This is a genomic window from Agrococcus versicolor (assembly GCF_039531815.1).
Taxonomy (GTDB): Bacteria; Actinomycetota; Actinomycetes; order Actinomycetales; family Microbacteriaceae; genus Agrococcus; species Agrococcus versicolor.
Window position 1 is genome coordinate 831,071 of sequence record NZ_BAAAQT010000005.1, and the last position, 15,656, is coordinate 846,726.

A 15,656-nucleotide genomic window follows, 5' to 3' on the forward strand; every position below is an offset into this window, starting at 1 on the left:
CTGCACGGCACGCTTGCCACATGGAACCCCGGCTGCACTTCGTCACCCTCGCGACGCCCGACCTCGACGCCGCGCGCCGGTTCTACCGCGACGGCCTCGGCTGGCAGCCGTTGCACGACGAGCCGGGCGAGGTGCTCTTCTTGCAGGTCGCGCCGGGACTCGTGCTGGGGATGTTCGATGCCGCCAGGTACGACGAGGACCTCCTGCGCGCTTCGACGACGACGGGGACCTCTGGCGTCACGCTGTCGCACAACGTGCCGAGTCGCGACGCGGTCGTCGACGCGATCGCCGCGCTCGAGGCCGCGGGCGCGACGGTGCTGAAGCCCGCCCGGGAGGGCGCGTTCGGCGGCATCTTCCACGGTCATGTGGCCGATCCGAACGGCGTCGTCTGGGAGATCGCGCACAACCCCGGCTGGCACGTGGCCGACGACGGCACGGTGTCGTTCGGCTGACGTGCCGGCCCGAGCGGTGGGGCGACGGTGGCGCTCGGACGACCGGTGCGCGCCTCGCCGAGCACGGACGCGTCCGTCGACGTGAGTGACACGCCCCCTCGGCCCGTAGGCTCGCAGACGAGGACGTACGCATCGAGGAAGGCGCTTCATGGCAACCATCGCGATCGTCGGGGCCGGCCCCGGACTGGGTGCGGCCGTCGCTCGCCGCTTCGGGCGGGAGGGGCACGCGATCGCGCTCATCGCCCGTGACGCCGCGAGGCTCGAGGACCTGGCGGCGCAGCTGCGCAGCGAGGGCTTCGAGGCGCGCGGCTACGCCGCGAGCGTGCTCGACCCGCAGGCCCTCGAGGATGCGCTGGCGCGCGCATCCGCCGACCTCGGCACCATCTCCGTGCTGCAGTACAGCCCGCTGCCGGCGCGCACCTACCTGCACCCGGTCCTCGACCTCACGCCCGAGCTCGCGAGCGAGGCGCTGCGCTTCTCGGCGATCGGCCTCATCCACGCCGTCCGCGCCGTGCTGCCCGCCATGCGCGAGACCCGCTCCGGCAGCATCATCCTGGTGAACGGCGGCACCTCGGTGCAGGCTCGCGCCGGCTTCTCGGCCACGTCGGTCGCCTTCCCGGCCGAGAGCGCCTACGGCGAGATGCTGCACGAGGCACTGGCCGAGGAGGGCATCGGCGTGTCCCAGCTCGTCATCCCCGGCGCGATCCCGAAGCTCGACCTCGAGCGCGGCATCGACGACGTCGCCGACCGCATCTGGGATCTGCACGCCACGCCCGGCGAGTTCCGGACGATGCTCATCCCGCTCGAGGATGGCCGGGAGTAGTCCCGGATCGGGACTGCGGCGGCCGGATCAGTCCGACGACGCGGGTCGCCAGCGCATGACGACCGCGCCCGAGCCGAGCTCCCGACGATCGACGAGGTCGAGCCGGATGCGCTCGCGCAGACCGGACAGCAGCGTCGGCCCGTGGCCGGCGAGCACCGGGTGCACGAGGAAGACGTACTCGTCGACGAGCCCGAGGTCGGCGAGCGCGGCGGGCAGCGTCACCCCGCCGACCAGCAGCGCATCGCCAGGCTGCTCCTTGAGCCGTCGCACCGACGCCTCGAGGTCGCCGCTCACGAGCTCGGCGTTCCAGTCGGCCTCGGTCAGCGTGCGCGACACGACGTGCTTCCGCATGCCGTCGATCGTCTCGGCGAACGGCGTCTCCGATGCATCCATCCAGTCCGGCCACGCGCCGCTCGACGGTCGTCGCCACGCGGCCTGCATCATCTCGTACGTGACGCGGCCGTAGAGCAGGCCGTCCGCCCGCTGCATCTCCGCGGTCCAGAAGCGCATCGACTCGTCGTCGGGCGCCACGCCGGCCTCATGGTGCACGCAGCCGTCGAGGGTGACGTTGATGGCGTAGCGCAGCGGCCTCATCGCGTTCGCCTCTCCTCACGGGCGGCGGGGGAGCACGTGGAGCGCGGCCTCGAGCCATGCCCGTCGACCAGGTCCTGAATCATGCGTCGACGGTACGCCGGTCGTGCCTGCGTCGGAAGGCCGACACCGGTGATGGCCCCTGAGCGATGTCCGAGCCGAACGGGTGGAGCGCATCGGCAGCCTTCGCGCGACGGGCTCCCAGGCTCGGGGAGTCGCCGCGCATAGCGTCGAGACATGCAGCTCGACACCGCCACGTGGACCCGCCGACTCGACATGCGCCAGCCCGTGCGTGACCGATCCGGCTACATCGCTCGCCGCGGCGTCGTCTCCATCGTGTTCGGCATCCTGACGCTCGTCGGGGTCGTGTTGCTCGTCGCCGGCGTCGTCCAAGATCTCGCCGCGATGGGCGTGTTCATCGTCGTCATCGTCACCTTCTTCGTCGGCCTCGTCGCGCTCATCCAACGTGGCAACGCGGTCGGCATCGCGAGGCTGCGCGGCGACGACCTCATCGTGGCGATCGTGCTCGACGAGGGGATCGTCGTGCAGGGTGGCCTGCCCATCGCGTGGACCGAGGTGTCGAAGGTGCTCGTCACCCGCGTGCGACGTGGCGGGCGTGGGATCGCCGGGGCCACGACGCGCGCGATGATGCGTGCCGATGGCGTCTCCGACGTCTGGACCACCATGAGCCTCGAGCTGCGTGACTGGCCGCCGATCGAGGCGCGCGCGACGACGAAGGCCATGGCGACGACCCTCACCCGGCCGATCGCAGGGCTGACCGCCTCCGCGCTCGTCAATCTCGGCACCCTGCCGGAGACGGACGTGCAGCAGGTGCTCGCAGCGGTCGTGCAGCAGGCGCAGCGACACGGCATCCCCGTCGACGCGTTCTGAGCGAGGGTCCGCTCGGCTGCCGTCCGGCTGCCGTCGGACTCAGGCGGGATGCCTCGCGAGCAGCTTCGAGGCCACCATCATCGCCCCGCCGAGCACGGCGGGGATGCCGCCGCCAGGGTGCACGGACGCGCCCACCCGCCAGAGCCACGGCGTGCGCACGTCGTGGTGCGCCGGGCGATGGAACGGACCGCTCATCCACAACGGGCGAGACGCGCCGTACAGGGCGCCGTGGGGCTCCCCGAAGGATCCGAAGTACCGAGGATCGAGCACGGTGCTCTCGACCATCGCATCGGTCAGCGGCCCATCGAGCCCCATGAGCGCCGAGATGCGGTCGACCTCGCGGCGCACGAACGGGTGCTCCAGCGTGTACTCCCGGCCGTCAGCCGGCGTGGTGAGGAGGACGGCGAGGGTGCTTCGGTCGTTCGGGTAGATCTCGCCGGGGCGGTAGTGGTTCACGAACGCCATCGTGTCGGCGGGCTCGTCGCCCGCGGCGAGGCTGCGATGGAGCGCATCGGGCCGCGTGGGGAGGACGATGCTGTGCGCGGCGATCCCCTCGGGCAACGGCTCGTCGAGCACGCCGTAGATCGCGACGGCCGAGCACGAGAGCGTGCGGGAGGACGCGCGTGCGCGACGGCGACCGAGCAGCGCATCCATCCGGTCGGCGTCGAGCGCGCCGACGACGAGGTCGGCCTCGTGGACGCCCTTCGTGGTGCGCACCCGACCACGCTCGACGCGCAGCACGGCCTCGCCGGTCCGCACCTCCACGCCCGTGGCCTCGGCGAGCCGTCGCAGCGCGAGCGGGATCTCCACGATGCCGCCCTCGGGCACCCACACGCCCGTCTCGGCCATGATGGCCGGCATGCTCGCGTACAGCGCCGGGGTTCGCGCGGGGGAGACGCCCGCGTTCAGGGTGTGGATGGCGATGACCTCGCGCAGGCCGTCGGGCAGCCAGGGCAGGCTGTCGAGGTACGCGCGGGTGCTGAGGCGCGGGCCGTACACGGCGAGCATGCGACGGAGCGCGGGCAGCGATGACCGGTCGAGCGGGTCGGCCACGAGCAGCGTCGTGACGTCGTCGGCGAGCGGAGCGTGGAGCTCGCTGAACCTCTGCCACGCGGCGTGCCAGGGATGCCCGGGCTCGACCGGCAGCGTCGTCGATCGACCGTCGTGGTAGTACCGGCCGACCTCGGGCAGTCGCGTCAGCGCGATCTCGCCGATGCCTGCGACGCCGTGGGATCCCGTGTCGAGGCGACGGAGCAGCTCGTCCCAGACGCGCGGGAACGAGACGAGGGACGGCCCGGTGTCGATCCGCTCGCCGTCGAGCTCGATCCTGCGGCTCTTGCCACCCACCTCCGGAGCCGACTCGAGCACCGTCACGCGGTGGCCGGCGTGCGCGAGGAGCGCGGATGCCGCGAGGCCACCGATGCCTGCTCCGACCACGACGATGCGACTCATGGGTACACCTCGAAGACGATTGCGGCGAGCAGGATCCCGCTCGCGACGGAGCCGGCGACGTACGGGAACGCCACCGACAGCGGGTAGAGGCGGTGTCCGGTCGCCGTCGTCGGGCGCAGCAGCAGCCACACCACGAGCGTGCCCGCGATCAGCGCGTTGACCACGGCCACCGGCACGCTGACGACGGCGAACAGCACGGTGGAGACGATCCACCAGGCGCCGCTCCAGACGGCGGTGCCACGAGGTCCGAGGAGCACGGCGGTGGTCGTGATGCCGGAGGCGCGATCCTCCTCGATGTCCTGCACGGCGTCGAACGCGTGCTTCGCGACGCTCCAGGCGAGGAGCCCCGCCACCGCGGGCCAGACGGGCGTCGACTCGAGCGCGAGCGGCATGATCAGCAGCGGCAGGCCGTAGGCGGCGTTGCTGATCGAGTCGAGGAACGGTCGCCGCTTGAGCTGGAGCGGGGGAGCCGAGTAGAAGACGAACACGGCGGTGTAGAGCGCGATCGCGGCGATCGCGAGCGGCGGCAGCGCCACGAGGAAGTAGACGAGGAAGGGCAGGTTCGACACCACGACGCCCCACACGATGAGGCGGACCTCCCGCGGCTCGATCCGCGCACCCTCGATCGATCCCTTGCGAGGGTTCAGGGCATCCGTGTCCTGGTCGAAGATGTCGTTGACGCCGTAGATCAGCAGGTTGAACGGCAGCGTCAGCCACAGGATGATCGGGATCGCGGCGACGTCGAGCAGCTGGCCCGTGAGCCACATGCCGAGCGCGCCGGTGCCGATGGTGTTGATCCACAGCACGGGCCGGGAGATGTGGACGAGGCGGCGGAGCCGCGACCAGGCGCCGTCCGCGCCCGTGCCCGGCTGCGCACCTGCGTGGCGATCGTCGATGCCGGAGCTCCTCGGACGTGCGGCGACGCGATGGGCGTCGATCTGCTCCGATCCTACCGTCGGAAGGCGAGCCGCTCACCGCGTCGTGCCCAGCCCGACGCTGCTCGCATCGCTGCAGCATCGACGCGCTGGAGTCCGCCCAGCGTCGAGGAGACGTTCGGGCGGTGCGGCTAGCGTCGGAGCGTGGGCGGACGCGGCATCTACGTCGAGGCGAGCATCCGCGCGGCCATCGCCGACGTGTGGGAGCGCACGCAGGACACCGACGATCATCCGCGATGGGACGTGCGCTTCTCGTCGATCACCCCGACGGCGACGGACGGCGACGGGCAGCGCTTCACCTACACGCGGCGCATCCCGTTCCACACGGTCGACGGCGTCGGCATCTCGATCGGCGAGCGCTCGAGCAGCGACGGCGCACGCACGTCGGCGCTGCGCTTCGCGACGGACGATCCGCTCTCTCCGATCCGCTCGGGGCGCGGCTACTGGCGCTACGTCCCCGACGGCGATCGCGTGCGCTTCATCACCGGCTACGACTTCGAGCCCGGCATGGGCCGCCTCATCGACGTCGTCGCCCGGCCGCTGCTGGGATGGGCGACGGCATGGAGCTTCGACCGGCTGCGCATCTGGCTCGAGCGCGGCGAGGAGCCCGAGCGGTGGCCGCTGCGCAGCGTGCTGTGGATCTGGCGCCGTGACCGCCCGCGCGCGGGACGCTGCCTCCGCGCGCCGGCTGGGGGTCGCCGCAGCGACGACCAGCTGCGGGATGCCCCGGCGTCGCTGGCGCGACTGGCGGATCCGAACGATCACGAAGGAGCAGCATGACGTCGATCTTCGAGCAGGCCCTGGGCGACGACTTCGCCCGCCTGCATCCGATGCTGCAGCGTCGTTTCGGCGTGGGGCTCGACGCGGGGGAGGCGTGCATCGGCCGAGGCGTCATGACGAGCATCCGCCGCGGCCCGTGGTGGACCGTGCCGTTCCTGCAGATCGGCCGGCTGCGCAACATCCTCGTGCCCGTCGTGGGCGAGGACGTTCCGTTCACGATCGAGTGCTACCCGTACCGCGATCCGTTCGGACGGGAGACGGTGACGTTCGTGCGCGAGTACGCCGTCGGGCGCACGCCGAGTCGCTTCGACGCGACGATGGTGCTCGACGCCGGTCGCATCGTCGACTACCTCGGCACGCACCAGCACCTCGCCGTCGATCTCGACCTGCGCGTCGACGACGAGGGCGGCCTCGAGCTGCGCTCGCACGCGCAGCGGTTCCACGAGGGGCCGGTCTCGTTCGCGTTCCCGATGGTCGCGAGCGGCCGAGCGCTCCTGCGCGAACGGTGGGATGCCGAGGCCGAGCGGTTCGAGATCGACCTCGAGGTGCGCAACGACCGCTTCGGCTTCCTGTTCGGCTACCGCGGCTCGTTCACCTGCGAGTGGGTGCCCGCGAGCGACGCCCCCGCGCGACTGAAGCCGGCCCGGCACGAGGTGCGCACCTAGACGGCTCCGGCCACCCGCGCCGGCGGCGGTCGCCTCAGTGCAGCGATGCGTCGGCAGCGCCCGTCCGCCAGGAGGTGAAGTGCACCGTCAGGCCGGCGCGCGTCGGTGCGCAGCAGTACGGGCCGGCGCTCACGGACGCGTCAGGAGCGAGGGGAGCGACGCGCACCATCTGCCAGGGGCCGTCGTCGGCACGTGCACGGATCGTGAGGGCGTCGCCCGAGCGGCTGGCTCGGATCGTGACCGGTCGGCCGCTCCAGTGCGGCACGGGAGCCAGCGACCAGTCGGACGCGCCCCGCGTGACGACGGCGCCGAGGCTGTCGCTCCCGTCGCTGCGCTCGACGCCGGCCTTGACCCAGTGCTCCTCGTCCTGGCGCACGAAGAGCCCCGCCTGGTCGAACTGCTCGTGGAGGTCGAGGAGGAAGGTCACCTCGACTGCGCTCTCCGAGGGGAACGGCGCGAGCAGTGCGTGCTCGGTGTCGTGCACGAAGCCGTAGGAGGTCAGTCGCCAGGCGTCGCTGCCCTCGCGCGCGGTGACGCGCAGCCCGTCCGCGCTCTCCTCGACGGCCGCCGGCGCCGTCGTCCACCGACCGTCCGACCATGCCGTGTCCTGCATCGCGAACCCCTTCGTCGTCGCACCGGTGGGGGCACCTGGCGCGCATGGCGCCGGCGGTGCCCACGGAGACGGTACCGCTCGAGCAGCGCGCAGGGCCTCGCTCGAGGCCTACGCCTCGGAGCGCGGCGCCTCGAGCCGGAAGGCGACGCAGCGGGGTGCGGCAGCGGCGAAGTCGTCGGGGCCGGCGTCGTCCTCGACCTCGAAGATCCTCGCGGCGACCTTCCGTCCCTGGCTGTGCTGATGCCAATACGCGCGGAGCACGGGGCCGCGCTCATGCTCGGGCAGCTCGGTGAACGTGACCTGCTCCCGTCGTCGGCCGTGCTGCAGCTCGCCCTCGCCCGCGGCGCGCACGTTCTTGACCCACTCCATGCGCCTGCCGGCGACGACGTAGCGGTCGCCGTCGAGCGCGACGAGCGACACCGGGGTGGATCGCGGCTGTCCGCTGATCCGTCCGCGGACGGTCAGGATGCGCGGTGGCCCGATGGGGAGGCCGATGCGGTGGAAGAGCTTCACGAGCGCGTTGCCGTACTTCAGCATCGGCGGCAGGTCGGGGCGGTGCCTCATGCGGGCTCCTCCTGGTTCGTGCGGTGGTCGTGGTGGTGCACCGCGGCACCGATGGCGTGCAGCACGCGCCGGGCGGTGTCGATGTCATCGGGGCTGATGCCGCTCGCGGCGTGCTCCGCCCAGGGGCGTGCGCGGAGCGCGGCCGCAGCCATGACCTCCGCGCCTGCCTCCGACATCGTCACCAGCTGCGCACGCTGGTGGTTCGGGTTCGGCTCGAGCGTCACGAAGCCGTCGCGGACCAGGTCGTTGACGATGCGCTGCACGTTCTGGCGGGAGACGTCGAGGTCGCGGGCGAGCCAGGAGACGGGGCGAGGCGCGCCGATCGCGACGGCACCCAGCACCTGCCAGCGGGCGGACGTCAGCCCGAGGTCGGCCACGAGCCGATCGCCCGAGGACGACAGCACGTTGCTGAGCTGGAAGACGCTGAGGAGGAGGTCCTGGAACGGCGGGCCGTGCTCGGGATGCTGCGGGGCTCGCATGAGGGCAGGATATGACAACACGTTGTCGAATCGCCAATCCGATGCCGCTTCGCGCGGCGAGCCGGGCACGCGCAGCGTGCGCGGGCTCAGGTCAGGCGGTGCCCGCCGCCCTGAGGGCGGCCGCGATCGCGAGGATGCGGTCGAGCGTCGCGCGCACGTCGGGGCGCTCGAGCTGCTCGGGGCGAGCGAGGCAGTCGACATGGCGGCCGAACCCGGGCACGGCGAGCGGGCGCAGGACCACGTCGCGATGCTGCTCGAGCGCGGCCGTGTACCTCGGCATCAGCGCGATCGCGTCGGTCGCCGCGACGACGCCGGTGGCGACGGACAGGTCGTTGATGCGATGCGCGACGCGGGGGCTCCTGCCGGACAGCGTGGCGATGACGGAGACCGCCTGCAGCAGCGGGAAGCCCTCGTGCACCGCGACCCAGGACGCATCCGCGAGGTCGGCCGGCTGGATCGGACCGTCTCCGGCCAGGGGGTGCCCGACGCGCATCGCGACGTCGAGCGGCTCGAGGAACAGCGACCGCGTGGACACCCACGACGGCCACGCGGGGCTGCCGGAGAGTCGATGGGCGATCACGAGGTCGTGCTCGGCGACGAGCGGTGGGAAGTCCTCCTGGGCGACGTCGAAGTCGTGCAGCATGACCGCCGGCGCGTCCTCGGCACCCGTGCTCAGCAGCAGCGGGACGAACAGCGCCCGGCTCGCGCTGTGGAAGGCCGCGATCGACACGGGGCGGCCTGCATCGAGGTCGGGGGAGGCGACGGTCCGTCGAGCGCGCTGCAGGGCGACCTCGACGTCGACCGCCGCTGCCGCCAGCGTGCGCCCGGCCTCGGTGAGCACCGTGCGTCGGCCGTCGCGCTGCGTCAGCGGCACGGGGCTGTGGCGCTGCAGCGCGGCGATCTGCTGCGAGATCGACGATGGCGTCACGTGCATCGCCTCGGCCACCGCGGCGATGCTCCCTCGCTCGCCGAGCTCGCGGATCGCCCGCAGCTGACCCAGTTCCATGAGTCGTACCTTAATCGTCGCGACAGACATCGGCGTCTTGTCGCACGTGTTCCGGCGGGGGAGCATGAGGCGTGCCCACGACGATCCAGGCCCGCACGGACCTTCCCCTGCTGCTCGTCGCCATGGCGTGGGGCTCGACGTACCTCGTCGCGAAGGAGCTCGTGACGGAGGACTCCGTCCTCGCCCTCCTCGGCGTGCGCATGACGATCGCCGCCGCCCTGCTGCTCGTCGTCGTCTGGATGCGTCGAGGTGGCGTGGCGGCGGCCGAGTGGCGCGTCGGCGCGATCCTCGGCCTGCTGCTGTCCGCGATCTTCGCCCTCGAGACCTTCGGCATCGCGCACACGTCCGCCACGAACGCCGGGCTCATCATCAGCCTGACGCTCGTGTGCACGCCCCTGCTCGAGGCTGCGCTCGCGCGGCGCCGGCCGCAGCCGCGGTTCCTCGTCGCCTGCGCGACCGCCGTCGCCGGGGTCGCGCTCCTCGCCGGCGGCGGCACGCTGCGACCGCCCGGGCCGGGCGATCTGCTCATGCTCGCAGCGGCCGTCGTCCGTGCGGTGCACGTGGTGTCGATGCATCGGCTCTCGGCAGGGCGTGCGATGGACTCCATCCGCATGACCACGGTGCAGCTCGCCACGTGCGCGATCGTCTTCGTCGTCGCGTCGACCATCGTGGGTCAGCCCATCCCCGCGTACGTCTCGGCGCTCGACGGCGGCGGATGGGTGCTGCTCGCCTACCTCGTCGTCGGATGCACGGTCTTCGCGTTCCTGGTGCAGACCTGGGCGGTCCGGCGCACCTCGCCCTCCAGGGTCAGCCTGCTGCTCGGCACGGAGCCGGTGTGGGCGGCGGTCGTGGGGCTGACGCTCGCGGGCGACGCCATCACGGCGCCGCGCTGCGTCGGCATCGCGCTCATCCTCGTCGGCACCGTCTGGGGTCGGCGCATCGAGGAGCGGCGCCGGCTGCCCACGAAGGTGCACGAGGGCGCCCTCACCAGTGCCGACGCTCCCAGGGGCGGCTCCCGCCGACCCCCAGGTCAGATGCGCGAGCCGTGGCGGAGCAGGTTGCCGTCGGGGTCGACGTGCGCTCCTTCGCGGATGCCATAGTCGGTGTCGACCGGGGCCACCTCGCGCCCGCCGGGCACGGTCGACCATCGACGCCACACCGCATCCGCATCGTCGACGTGCACGAAGACGGCAGCCGCCGTCGTCCGAGGATCGTGATCCGGGTGCAGCGCGACGTGCAGCTCGACCGGACCGAGCGACGCGAAGCCGTACGTCTCGTCGTGCGCGTCGACGACGAAGCCGAGCGCGAGGTAGTGCTCGAGCCAGGCGGCGACGTCGGCCGTCGACAGGACCGGCGCCGCCGAGCGGAGACCGTGCGTCGAAGGGGTGTTGCTGCTCATGCACCCATGGTTGTCGTCGCAGCGACTCGTGTCCATGCATCCGGGTCGCCCGCGGAGGCGGTTCGCGCACGCGGATGGGGAGTGGGCGCCGACCGTCGCACCCGGCCGATGGGTGCCGCCGCGTGCTCGCCTCCCTGCGCTCAGCGGGTCGTGGACGGCCGGTCTCCCTGGTCATCCCGCGTCTCGTGCCGCTCGTCGTCCGCTTCCTCGAGCCGCCTCGAGACCTCCGGATGGGAGAACGGCAGCGCGGAGATGGACGCGAGGAACGCCCCGATGGAGCCGAGGAGACGACGCATGCTGCCACCCTCGCAGGCGAGGCTGGGAGCGCCACGTCCTCGCGGTCGTCGGCGTGCTGCTGCTTCGCCCGCGAGGCATCGACCTCGATCGCGGCATCACCTCGACGTGGCCGTGGCACGCGGCCCGGTGGTCACCGGACGATCAGGAGCAGGCGACCGGCTGATCGGTGCGCGCCGCGATGGCTCGGCCCACAGCACGACCCCAGGCCGACCTGCGAGGTTGATCGAGTGTTCGACGGCCCCTACGACACGCTCATCGTGCTCCTGCTCGTCGTCCCGACGCTCGTCCTCTGGATCGTCACGCAGGTTCGAGTGAGCCGAGCCAAGGACCCTCGGGACCACGACGGCCGGCGCATGGAGGTCGACGGGGCTCGACTGCTGGTGGCGCAGCGACGCAACCGCCTCGCCGTGCTGCTGCTCTCGGCGGCCTGCGTCCTGGCGTTCGCTCTGCGCATCCTCGTCTGACGAGCGACGCTCGGCTCGGCATCCGGCCCCGCCCGCGGGCAGCCGCGCCCCTCGACCCGTCGAGCGACCCGTCGTCGTTCCTTGCCGCCCGGCTACCTCGGAGCGATGGGACGCTCGTCCGAGCGACGATCGAAGCGTGCGCCCTCGGGCCGCGGCGCCTGAAGCATGAAGATGAGCATCGCGATCCAGCCGACGACCGGGATCAGCACGATGAGGTACCACCAGCCGGATCTGTCCGTGTCGTGGAGTCGTCGCCAGCTGAGCGACAGGCTGGGGAGCAGCACGGCGAGGGCGAGCAGGCTGGCGACGACGCCCCAGGGCGAGTCGAGGCCGACGGCCGGCACGCCGATGCCGGGGACGAACGGCAGCGCGAAGTCGATCGTGCTCTCGCTGCCTCGAGGGGTCGGTCCGTCCGCGACGTCCGCAGCGATCTGCACCGCGAACGACGCCAGCGTCAGCGCCAGCACGACCCACCAGTACTCGGATCGGCTCGCTCGTCCACCGAAGTCGACGTACTTGCGGAAGAACCGCACGATGGCCGTCGAGAAGGACGCCCCGACGAGGGGGAGTCGCAGCGAGCGGGGGGTGCCGTCCTCGGTCGTCATGACGGGACCTTCCCACGTCTCGTCGGACGCCGGCTGGACTCGATGCACGGTCTCCACCGTCGGGCTCGACAGCACGCAGCCGAGCTCGACGACCCGGCCGGCCGGCTCGAGCCCGCCTAGGCGGACGTGCCCGCGGGTGCGCTGACGATCTGCATGAGCGCCGGCGAGGCGCAGCAGCCGCCGCCGGTCGGCGCGTCGAAGTCGCCGGCACCGCCGCACACGCCGGTGTCGGGCAGCACGAGCTCGCTGCGGGCTGCCGCCTCCTCGTCGCCGGCGAGGTGCGCGACGACGCTGCGCACCTGCTCGTAGCCGGTGAGCGCCAGGAACGTGGGTGCGCGCCCGTACGACTTCGCGCCCACGATGAACAGGCCCGTCTCGGGTTGGGCGAGCTCGGCGGCACCCGTCGCGCCGACCGAGCCGCACGAGTGGAGGTTGGGGTCGATCTCGGCCGCGATGCCCGCAACCGCCTCGAGCGCCGGGTCGAGCGCGATCCGCAGCTCCGACAGGATCGACACGTCGGGTCGGAACCCGGTGAGCGCGAAGACCTGCGCCACGTCCGTCAGCTCGCGTCCGTCGTCGGCGACGACCGTGACGGCATCGCCGTCGGCGCGGATCTCGCTGACGCGGAAGCCGGTCTCGAGCGCCACACGGCCGGTCTGCACGGCGCGACGAGCCTTGCCGCCGAGCACCGCTCGCTCCAGCAGGTCATCGGCCGCGCCCCCGCCGAAGACCGTCCCGACCGATGCACGGCGCAGCACCCACGTCACGCGCGTCGTCGGCTCGCGGCGGGCGAGGTCGCACAGGCGCAGCACGGCGTGCGTGGCCGAGTGCCCGGCGCCCACCACGACCACGTGCCGTCCGGCGAGCGCGTCGACTCCGTCGGGGATGCGGTACGAGATCCGCTCGGCGGCAGCACGCTCGCCGATGGCGGGCACCCCATCCGCGCCCGCAGGCGCCGGAGTCGACCACGTGCCGCTGGCGTCGATGACCGCCCGCGCCTCGATGCGGGTCTCGACACCGTCGGTCGCGCGGACGCGGACCACGAACGGCTGCTGCGCGCGGCCGCTCTCGACGACCTTGTCGCGGCCACGACGCGTGATGCTCGTGACCTCGCTGCCGTAGCGGACGTGGCGTCCGAGCGCGTCCGCCAGGGGCTGCAGGTAGTCCCGCACCCACTCGGCGCCCGTGGGATGGGCGTGCGCGGGGGAGTGCCACCCCGTCGACGCGAGCAGCCTGGCCGCTGCGGCGTCGACGAGCTCTGGCCAGGCCGAGAACAGGCGCACGTGACCCCATTCGGCGACGGCGGACCCTGCCGCGTCGCAGCGCTCGAGCACGATCGGCTCGAGGCCGCGCTCGAGCAGGTGCGCGGCGGCGGCGAGGCCCTGCGGCCCGGCGCCGACGACCAGGACGGGAAGGTCCGACATGCCACTCCTCGGATCGAAGGAGGTCGATGCGTCAACCGTGCGCTATCCATCGACGGATGTCAATGCATCTGTCACGATGGATGCATGAGCGCATCCGCCACGACGATCGCCGCCGCGTGCTGCAGTCCTGCCACGGCGTCGGCGATGCCGCCCGAGCAGGCGGAGCACCTGGCAATGGCGTTCAAGGCGCTCGGCGATCCGACGCGACTGCGCCTGCTCTCGCTCATCGCGTCGAGCGACGGCGGGGAGGCCTGCATCTGCGACCTCATCGACCCGGTCGGCCTCTCGCAAGGCACCGTGTCGCACCACATGAAGATCCTCGGCAGCGCGGGCCTCGTCACGCGCGAGCAGCGCGGCAGGTGGGCGTACTACGCGATCGCCGACGGCGCGCTCGAGCGCGTCGCGGCATCCGTGCGCGCGCTCTGAGCGCTCAAGCGTCGATCGCCGAGCTGGTGAGCGACCGCCGCGCCCGACCACGGGCGGCCGGAGCAGAGGAGGGCCGTCGCGGTCCGAAGGAGCTGCACGGTTGCGTCCTCGACGAGCTGCACGAGATCCACAGACGTGACGTCGGTCAGCGCTTGCGCGCTGGCGTGATCAGCACTCCGCCGAACCGCGCCTCGGAGTAGTCCCACTCGCGTCCGTCGACCCACACCAGCGCCGAGATGCAGGGCAGCGGTTCGTGCTCGCCGTCCGGCCAGTGCAACACGAACCCTCCGCCGAACGACGCGTTCGATCCAGCCACGCGTGCGCCGTTCGCATCGACTGCGCGAGCCTCGCATTCGAGGCACAGATACGAGGGATACCGGTCGGACTGGGCGACCGCGCCGCCGCAGTTCGGGCAGGGCTGCGTGCCGCGCGAACCAGGAAGATACGGACTCATCCGATGAGCGTAGGCCGAGCGACGCGCGTGCTGCTCGTGCGGGGTTGGCTGAGGGGCGACCTCGGCACGCGGGGAGGCGTGCCAAGAGGTCGCCATCGCCTCTACCCACCTCGACTGGATATCGGGGATATCAACCTAGGTCGTGAGCTCGCCATCGGCCGAAGGGGCGGGCGTGAGAGCGGCGCCGAGAGTCGCGATCAGCCGGGGGAGCGCGGTGGGGTCCGAGATGGCGTGGTTCGGATCGAGTTGGCCGATCGAGAGGCCCCAGCACTGCGGATCTCCGATCAGCACGGCGAGAGATCGCCCGAGCACTGAGATTGTCGGCCCGCTGTTGCGGCCGTTCACGTTCTCAGCGATCGGGGCGTCGAGGAAGTCGAGGACGTCGACGTCCAGATGCACGACGAACGGCTCGTCGGTCAGGTGCGCTCTTGCGCGCGCGGCGGCGTGCGCCGGGTCCGCGCACATCGCCGCCTGGTCGACGACCTCGATCCCGAGCTCGTCGATCCGATCGCGTTCCCATTGCGTCGTCTCGTTCGTCGGGTCGGCCCCGAGGTAGACGAGGTCGCGCGGAGAGAGGACTGGCGTGCGGCCCGTCGCATCCACGAGCTCGGGCGCCGCGCCCTCGAGACCCAGTGCGTGCGCCATGCCCATCCAGCTCAGCGACCCCTCTGCCGTCGAAGAAGGCGTGTTCAGGTCGAGGTGACGGTCGACGTAGACGAGCTGCGGACGCGCGCCCGCGATCCGCATGCCCGCGCACATGCCGACCGCGACGACGCAGCTGCCGCCGAGCACGAGCAGCCGACGCCCCTCTCCGAGCAGCCTGCCGGCGGCCCCCGCCAGCTCGGCGGTCGCACGCGCCTCCTCATCGACGTTCTGCGCGAACGGGTGACTCGGATCCGGTCGCCACCGCCGCATCGTGAGATCGCCCGCATCGACCACCTCGAGGCCGGTCGCGCGCAGCGCCTCCACGAGCCCCGCCTCGCGCATCGCTGCTGGCGCCCTCTCGACCCCCACGCAGTACGCGCTCGCGCTGTTCGGCACGCCCAGCACGGTCAACGGAGTGGTCGCGACATCGCGGTGGACAGCACCTGGGGGAGTCGAAGCCATCGACACAGCCAAGCCGTCGACGGCGGATCGCTCCAGGCCTTGCGCACGGGTTCACCGTCGACGTCGTGAACTCGCGGAGACTGAGCCTTGACCCGACGACAACCACGCGGCGAAGTAGTTCGAAACGATAGTGCATCACATGCATCAACGCATGAGAAACCAGCGGCCAAGTGCCCCGAAGACAAATCGAACTACTTCACAACATCACTTCGACTGGATCTAGGGGATA

21 protein-coding genes are annotated in these 15,656 nt (G+C 72.0%); 8 read left to right on the top strand and 13 right to left on the bottom strand.

Annotation, left to right across the window (positions count from 1 at the left end):
* The first annotated feature begins 20 nt into the window (after positions 1-20).
* A complete protein-coding gene (locus ABD249_RS06860) occupies positions 21-452 on the top strand; it encodes a VOC family protein (protein WP_344341956.1) in 432 nt (143 codons plus the stop codon).
* A gap of 148 nt (positions 453-600) precedes the next feature.
* Positions 601-1,275 (top strand): SDR family NAD(P)-dependent oxidoreductase, encoded by a 675-nt coding sequence (locus tag ABD249_RS06865; RefSeq protein ID WP_344341959.1) that lies wholly within the window; start codon positions 601-603, stop codon positions 1,273-1,275.
* 27 nt (positions 1,276-1,302) lie between these two features.
* Here ABD249_RS06865 and ABD249_RS06870 read toward each other — a convergent pair whose 3' ends face one another.
* The gene (locus tag ABD249_RS06870) at positions 1,303-1,869 is read right to left on the bottom strand and encodes a dihydrofolate reductase family protein (protein ID WP_344341962.1); all 567 of its coding nucleotides are present in this window, start codon (positions 1,867-1,869) and stop codon (positions 1,303-1,305) included.
* Between the two features lie 234 nt (positions 1,870-2,103).
* On the opposite strand from ABD249_RS06870, the gene ABD249_RS06875 reads away from it, so the two are divergent.
* Positions 2,104-2,757 (top strand): hypothetical protein, encoded by a 654-nt coding sequence (locus ABD249_RS06875; RefSeq protein WP_344341965.1) that lies wholly within the window; start codon positions 2,104-2,106, stop codon positions 2,755-2,757.
* Between the two features lie 39 nt (positions 2,758-2,796).
* On the opposite strand, the gene ABD249_RS06880 is transcribed toward ABD249_RS06875, so the two are convergent.
* Together ABD249_RS06880 and ABD249_RS06885 are read right to left on the bottom strand one after the other, a co-directional pair.
* Positions 2,797-4,209: a phytoene desaturase family protein gene (locus ABD249_RS06880; RefSeq protein WP_344341968.1), complete on the bottom strand. Its 1,413-nt coding sequence runs from the start codon at positions 4,207-4,209 to the stop codon at positions 2,797-2,799.
* Positions 4,206-5,015 carry a UbiA family prenyltransferase gene (locus tag ABD249_RS06885; RefSeq protein ID WP_344341971.1) on the bottom strand — a complete coding sequence of 270 codons (810 nt, stop codon included), beginning with the start codon at positions 5,013-5,015 and terminating at the stop codon, positions 4,206-4,208. Before ABD249_RS06885 ends, ABD249_RS06880 begins: the two co-directional genes overlap by 4 nt.
* A 273-nt stretch (positions 5,016-5,288) precedes the next feature.
* Between ABD249_RS06885 and ABD249_RS06890 the strand changes: the two genes are divergently transcribed.
* Positions 5,289-5,924, top strand: a complete 636-nt coding sequence (locus ABD249_RS06890) for an SRPBCC family protein (protein WP_344341973.1) — start codon at positions 5,289-5,291, stop codon at positions 5,922-5,924.
* The gene (locus tag ABD249_RS06895) at positions 5,921-6,589 is read left to right on the top strand and encodes a DUF4166 domain-containing protein (protein WP_344341976.1); all 669 of its coding nucleotides are present in this window, start codon (positions 5,921-5,923) and stop codon (positions 6,587-6,589) included. Before ABD249_RS06890 ends, ABD249_RS06895 begins: the two co-directional genes overlap by 4 nt.
* Before the next feature lie 34 nt (positions 6,590-6,623).
* Here ABD249_RS06895 and ABD249_RS06900 read toward each other — a convergent pair whose 3' ends face one another.
* The 4 genes from ABD249_RS06900 to ABD249_RS06915 form a co-directional block, all read right to left on the bottom strand.
* Positions 6,624-7,202 (bottom strand): DUF1349 domain-containing protein, encoded by a 579-nt coding sequence (locus ABD249_RS06900; RefSeq protein WP_344341978.1) that lies wholly within the window; start codon positions 7,200-7,202, stop codon positions 6,624-6,626.
* Between the two features lie 108 nt (positions 7,203-7,310).
* Positions 7,311-7,766 carry a nitroreductase family deazaflavin-dependent oxidoreductase gene (locus ABD249_RS06905; RefSeq protein ID WP_344341980.1) on the bottom strand — a complete coding sequence of 152 codons (456 nt, stop codon included), beginning with the start codon at positions 7,764-7,766 and terminating at the stop codon, positions 7,311-7,313.
* Positions 7,763-8,245, bottom strand: a complete 483-nt coding sequence (locus ABD249_RS06910; RefSeq protein WP_344341983.1) for a MarR family winged helix-turn-helix transcriptional regulator — start codon at positions 8,243-8,245, stop codon at positions 7,763-7,765. The genes ABD249_RS06905 and ABD249_RS06910 overlap by 4 nt, the downstream gene beginning before the upstream one ends.
* 91 nt (positions 8,246-8,336) lie before the next feature.
* Positions 8,337-9,251, bottom strand: a complete 915-nt coding sequence (locus ABD249_RS06915; protein ID WP_344341985.1) for a LysR family transcriptional regulator — start codon at positions 9,249-9,251, stop codon at positions 8,337-8,339.
* A gap of 71 nt (positions 9,252-9,322) precedes the next feature.
* Between ABD249_RS06915 and ABD249_RS06920 the strand changes: the two genes are divergently transcribed.
* A complete protein-coding gene (locus ABD249_RS06920; protein ID WP_344341987.1) occupies positions 9,323-10,351 on the top strand; it encodes a DMT family transporter in 1,029 nt (342 codons plus the stop codon).
* On the opposite strand, the gene ABD249_RS06925 is transcribed toward ABD249_RS06920, so the two are convergent.
* Positions 10,282-10,650, bottom strand: coding sequence for a bleomycin resistance protein (locus tag ABD249_RS06925; protein ID WP_344341990.1), 369 nt, complete (start codon positions 10,648-10,650; stop codon positions 10,282-10,284). The two genes, ABD249_RS06920 and ABD249_RS06925, sit on opposite strands and share 70 nt — an antisense overlap.
* A gap of 140 nt (positions 10,651-10,790) precedes the next feature.
* The gene (locus tag ABD249_RS06930; RefSeq protein WP_344341994.1) at positions 10,791-10,946 is read right to left on the bottom strand and encodes a hypothetical protein; all 156 of its coding nucleotides are present in this window, start codon (positions 10,944-10,946) and stop codon (positions 10,791-10,793) included.
* A gap of 228 nt (positions 10,947-11,174) precedes the next feature.
* Between ABD249_RS06930 and ABD249_RS06935 the strand changes: the two genes are divergently transcribed.
* Positions 11,175-11,411, top strand: coding sequence for a hypothetical protein (locus ABD249_RS06935; protein WP_344341997.1), 237 nt, complete (start codon positions 11,175-11,177; stop codon positions 11,409-11,411).
* A 92-nt stretch (positions 11,412-11,503) separates the two neighbouring features.
* Here ABD249_RS06935 and ABD249_RS06940 read toward each other — a convergent pair whose 3' ends face one another.
* Both ABD249_RS06940 and ABD249_RS06945 read right to left on the bottom strand, forming a co-directional pair.
* Positions 11,504-12,016 (bottom strand): DUF805 domain-containing protein, encoded by a 513-nt coding sequence (locus ABD249_RS06940; protein ID WP_344342000.1) that lies wholly within the window; start codon positions 12,014-12,016, stop codon positions 11,504-11,506.
* Between the two features lie 116 nt (positions 12,017-12,132).
* On the bottom strand, positions 12,133-13,440 hold the full coding sequence (locus ABD249_RS06945; protein ID WP_344342003.1) for an NAD(P)-binding domain-containing protein: 1,308 nt from the start codon (positions 13,438-13,440) through the stop codon (positions 12,133-12,135).
* A gap of 84 nt (positions 13,441-13,524) precedes the next feature.
* Here ABD249_RS06945 and ABD249_RS06950 point away from each other — a divergent pair, with 84 nt between their 5' ends.
* Positions 13,525-13,866: an ArsR/SmtB family transcription factor gene (locus ABD249_RS06950; RefSeq protein ID WP_344342006.1), complete on the top strand. Its 342-nt coding sequence runs from the start codon at positions 13,525-13,527 to the stop codon at positions 13,864-13,866.
* A gap of 145 nt (positions 13,867-14,011) precedes the next feature.
* On the opposite strand, the gene ABD249_RS06955 is transcribed toward ABD249_RS06950, so the two are convergent.
* Complete coding sequence (locus ABD249_RS06955; protein WP_344342009.1) at positions 14,012-14,320, bottom strand: hypothetical protein; 309 nt, start codon at positions 14,318-14,320, stop codon at positions 14,012-14,014.
* Positions 14,321-14,455: 135 nt separating this feature from the next.
* Positions 14,456-15,427 (bottom strand): arginase family protein, encoded by a 972-nt coding sequence (locus ABD249_RS06960; RefSeq protein WP_344342012.1) that lies wholly within the window; start codon positions 15,425-15,427, stop codon positions 14,456-14,458.
* Positions 15,428-15,656 lie beyond the last annotated feature (229 nt).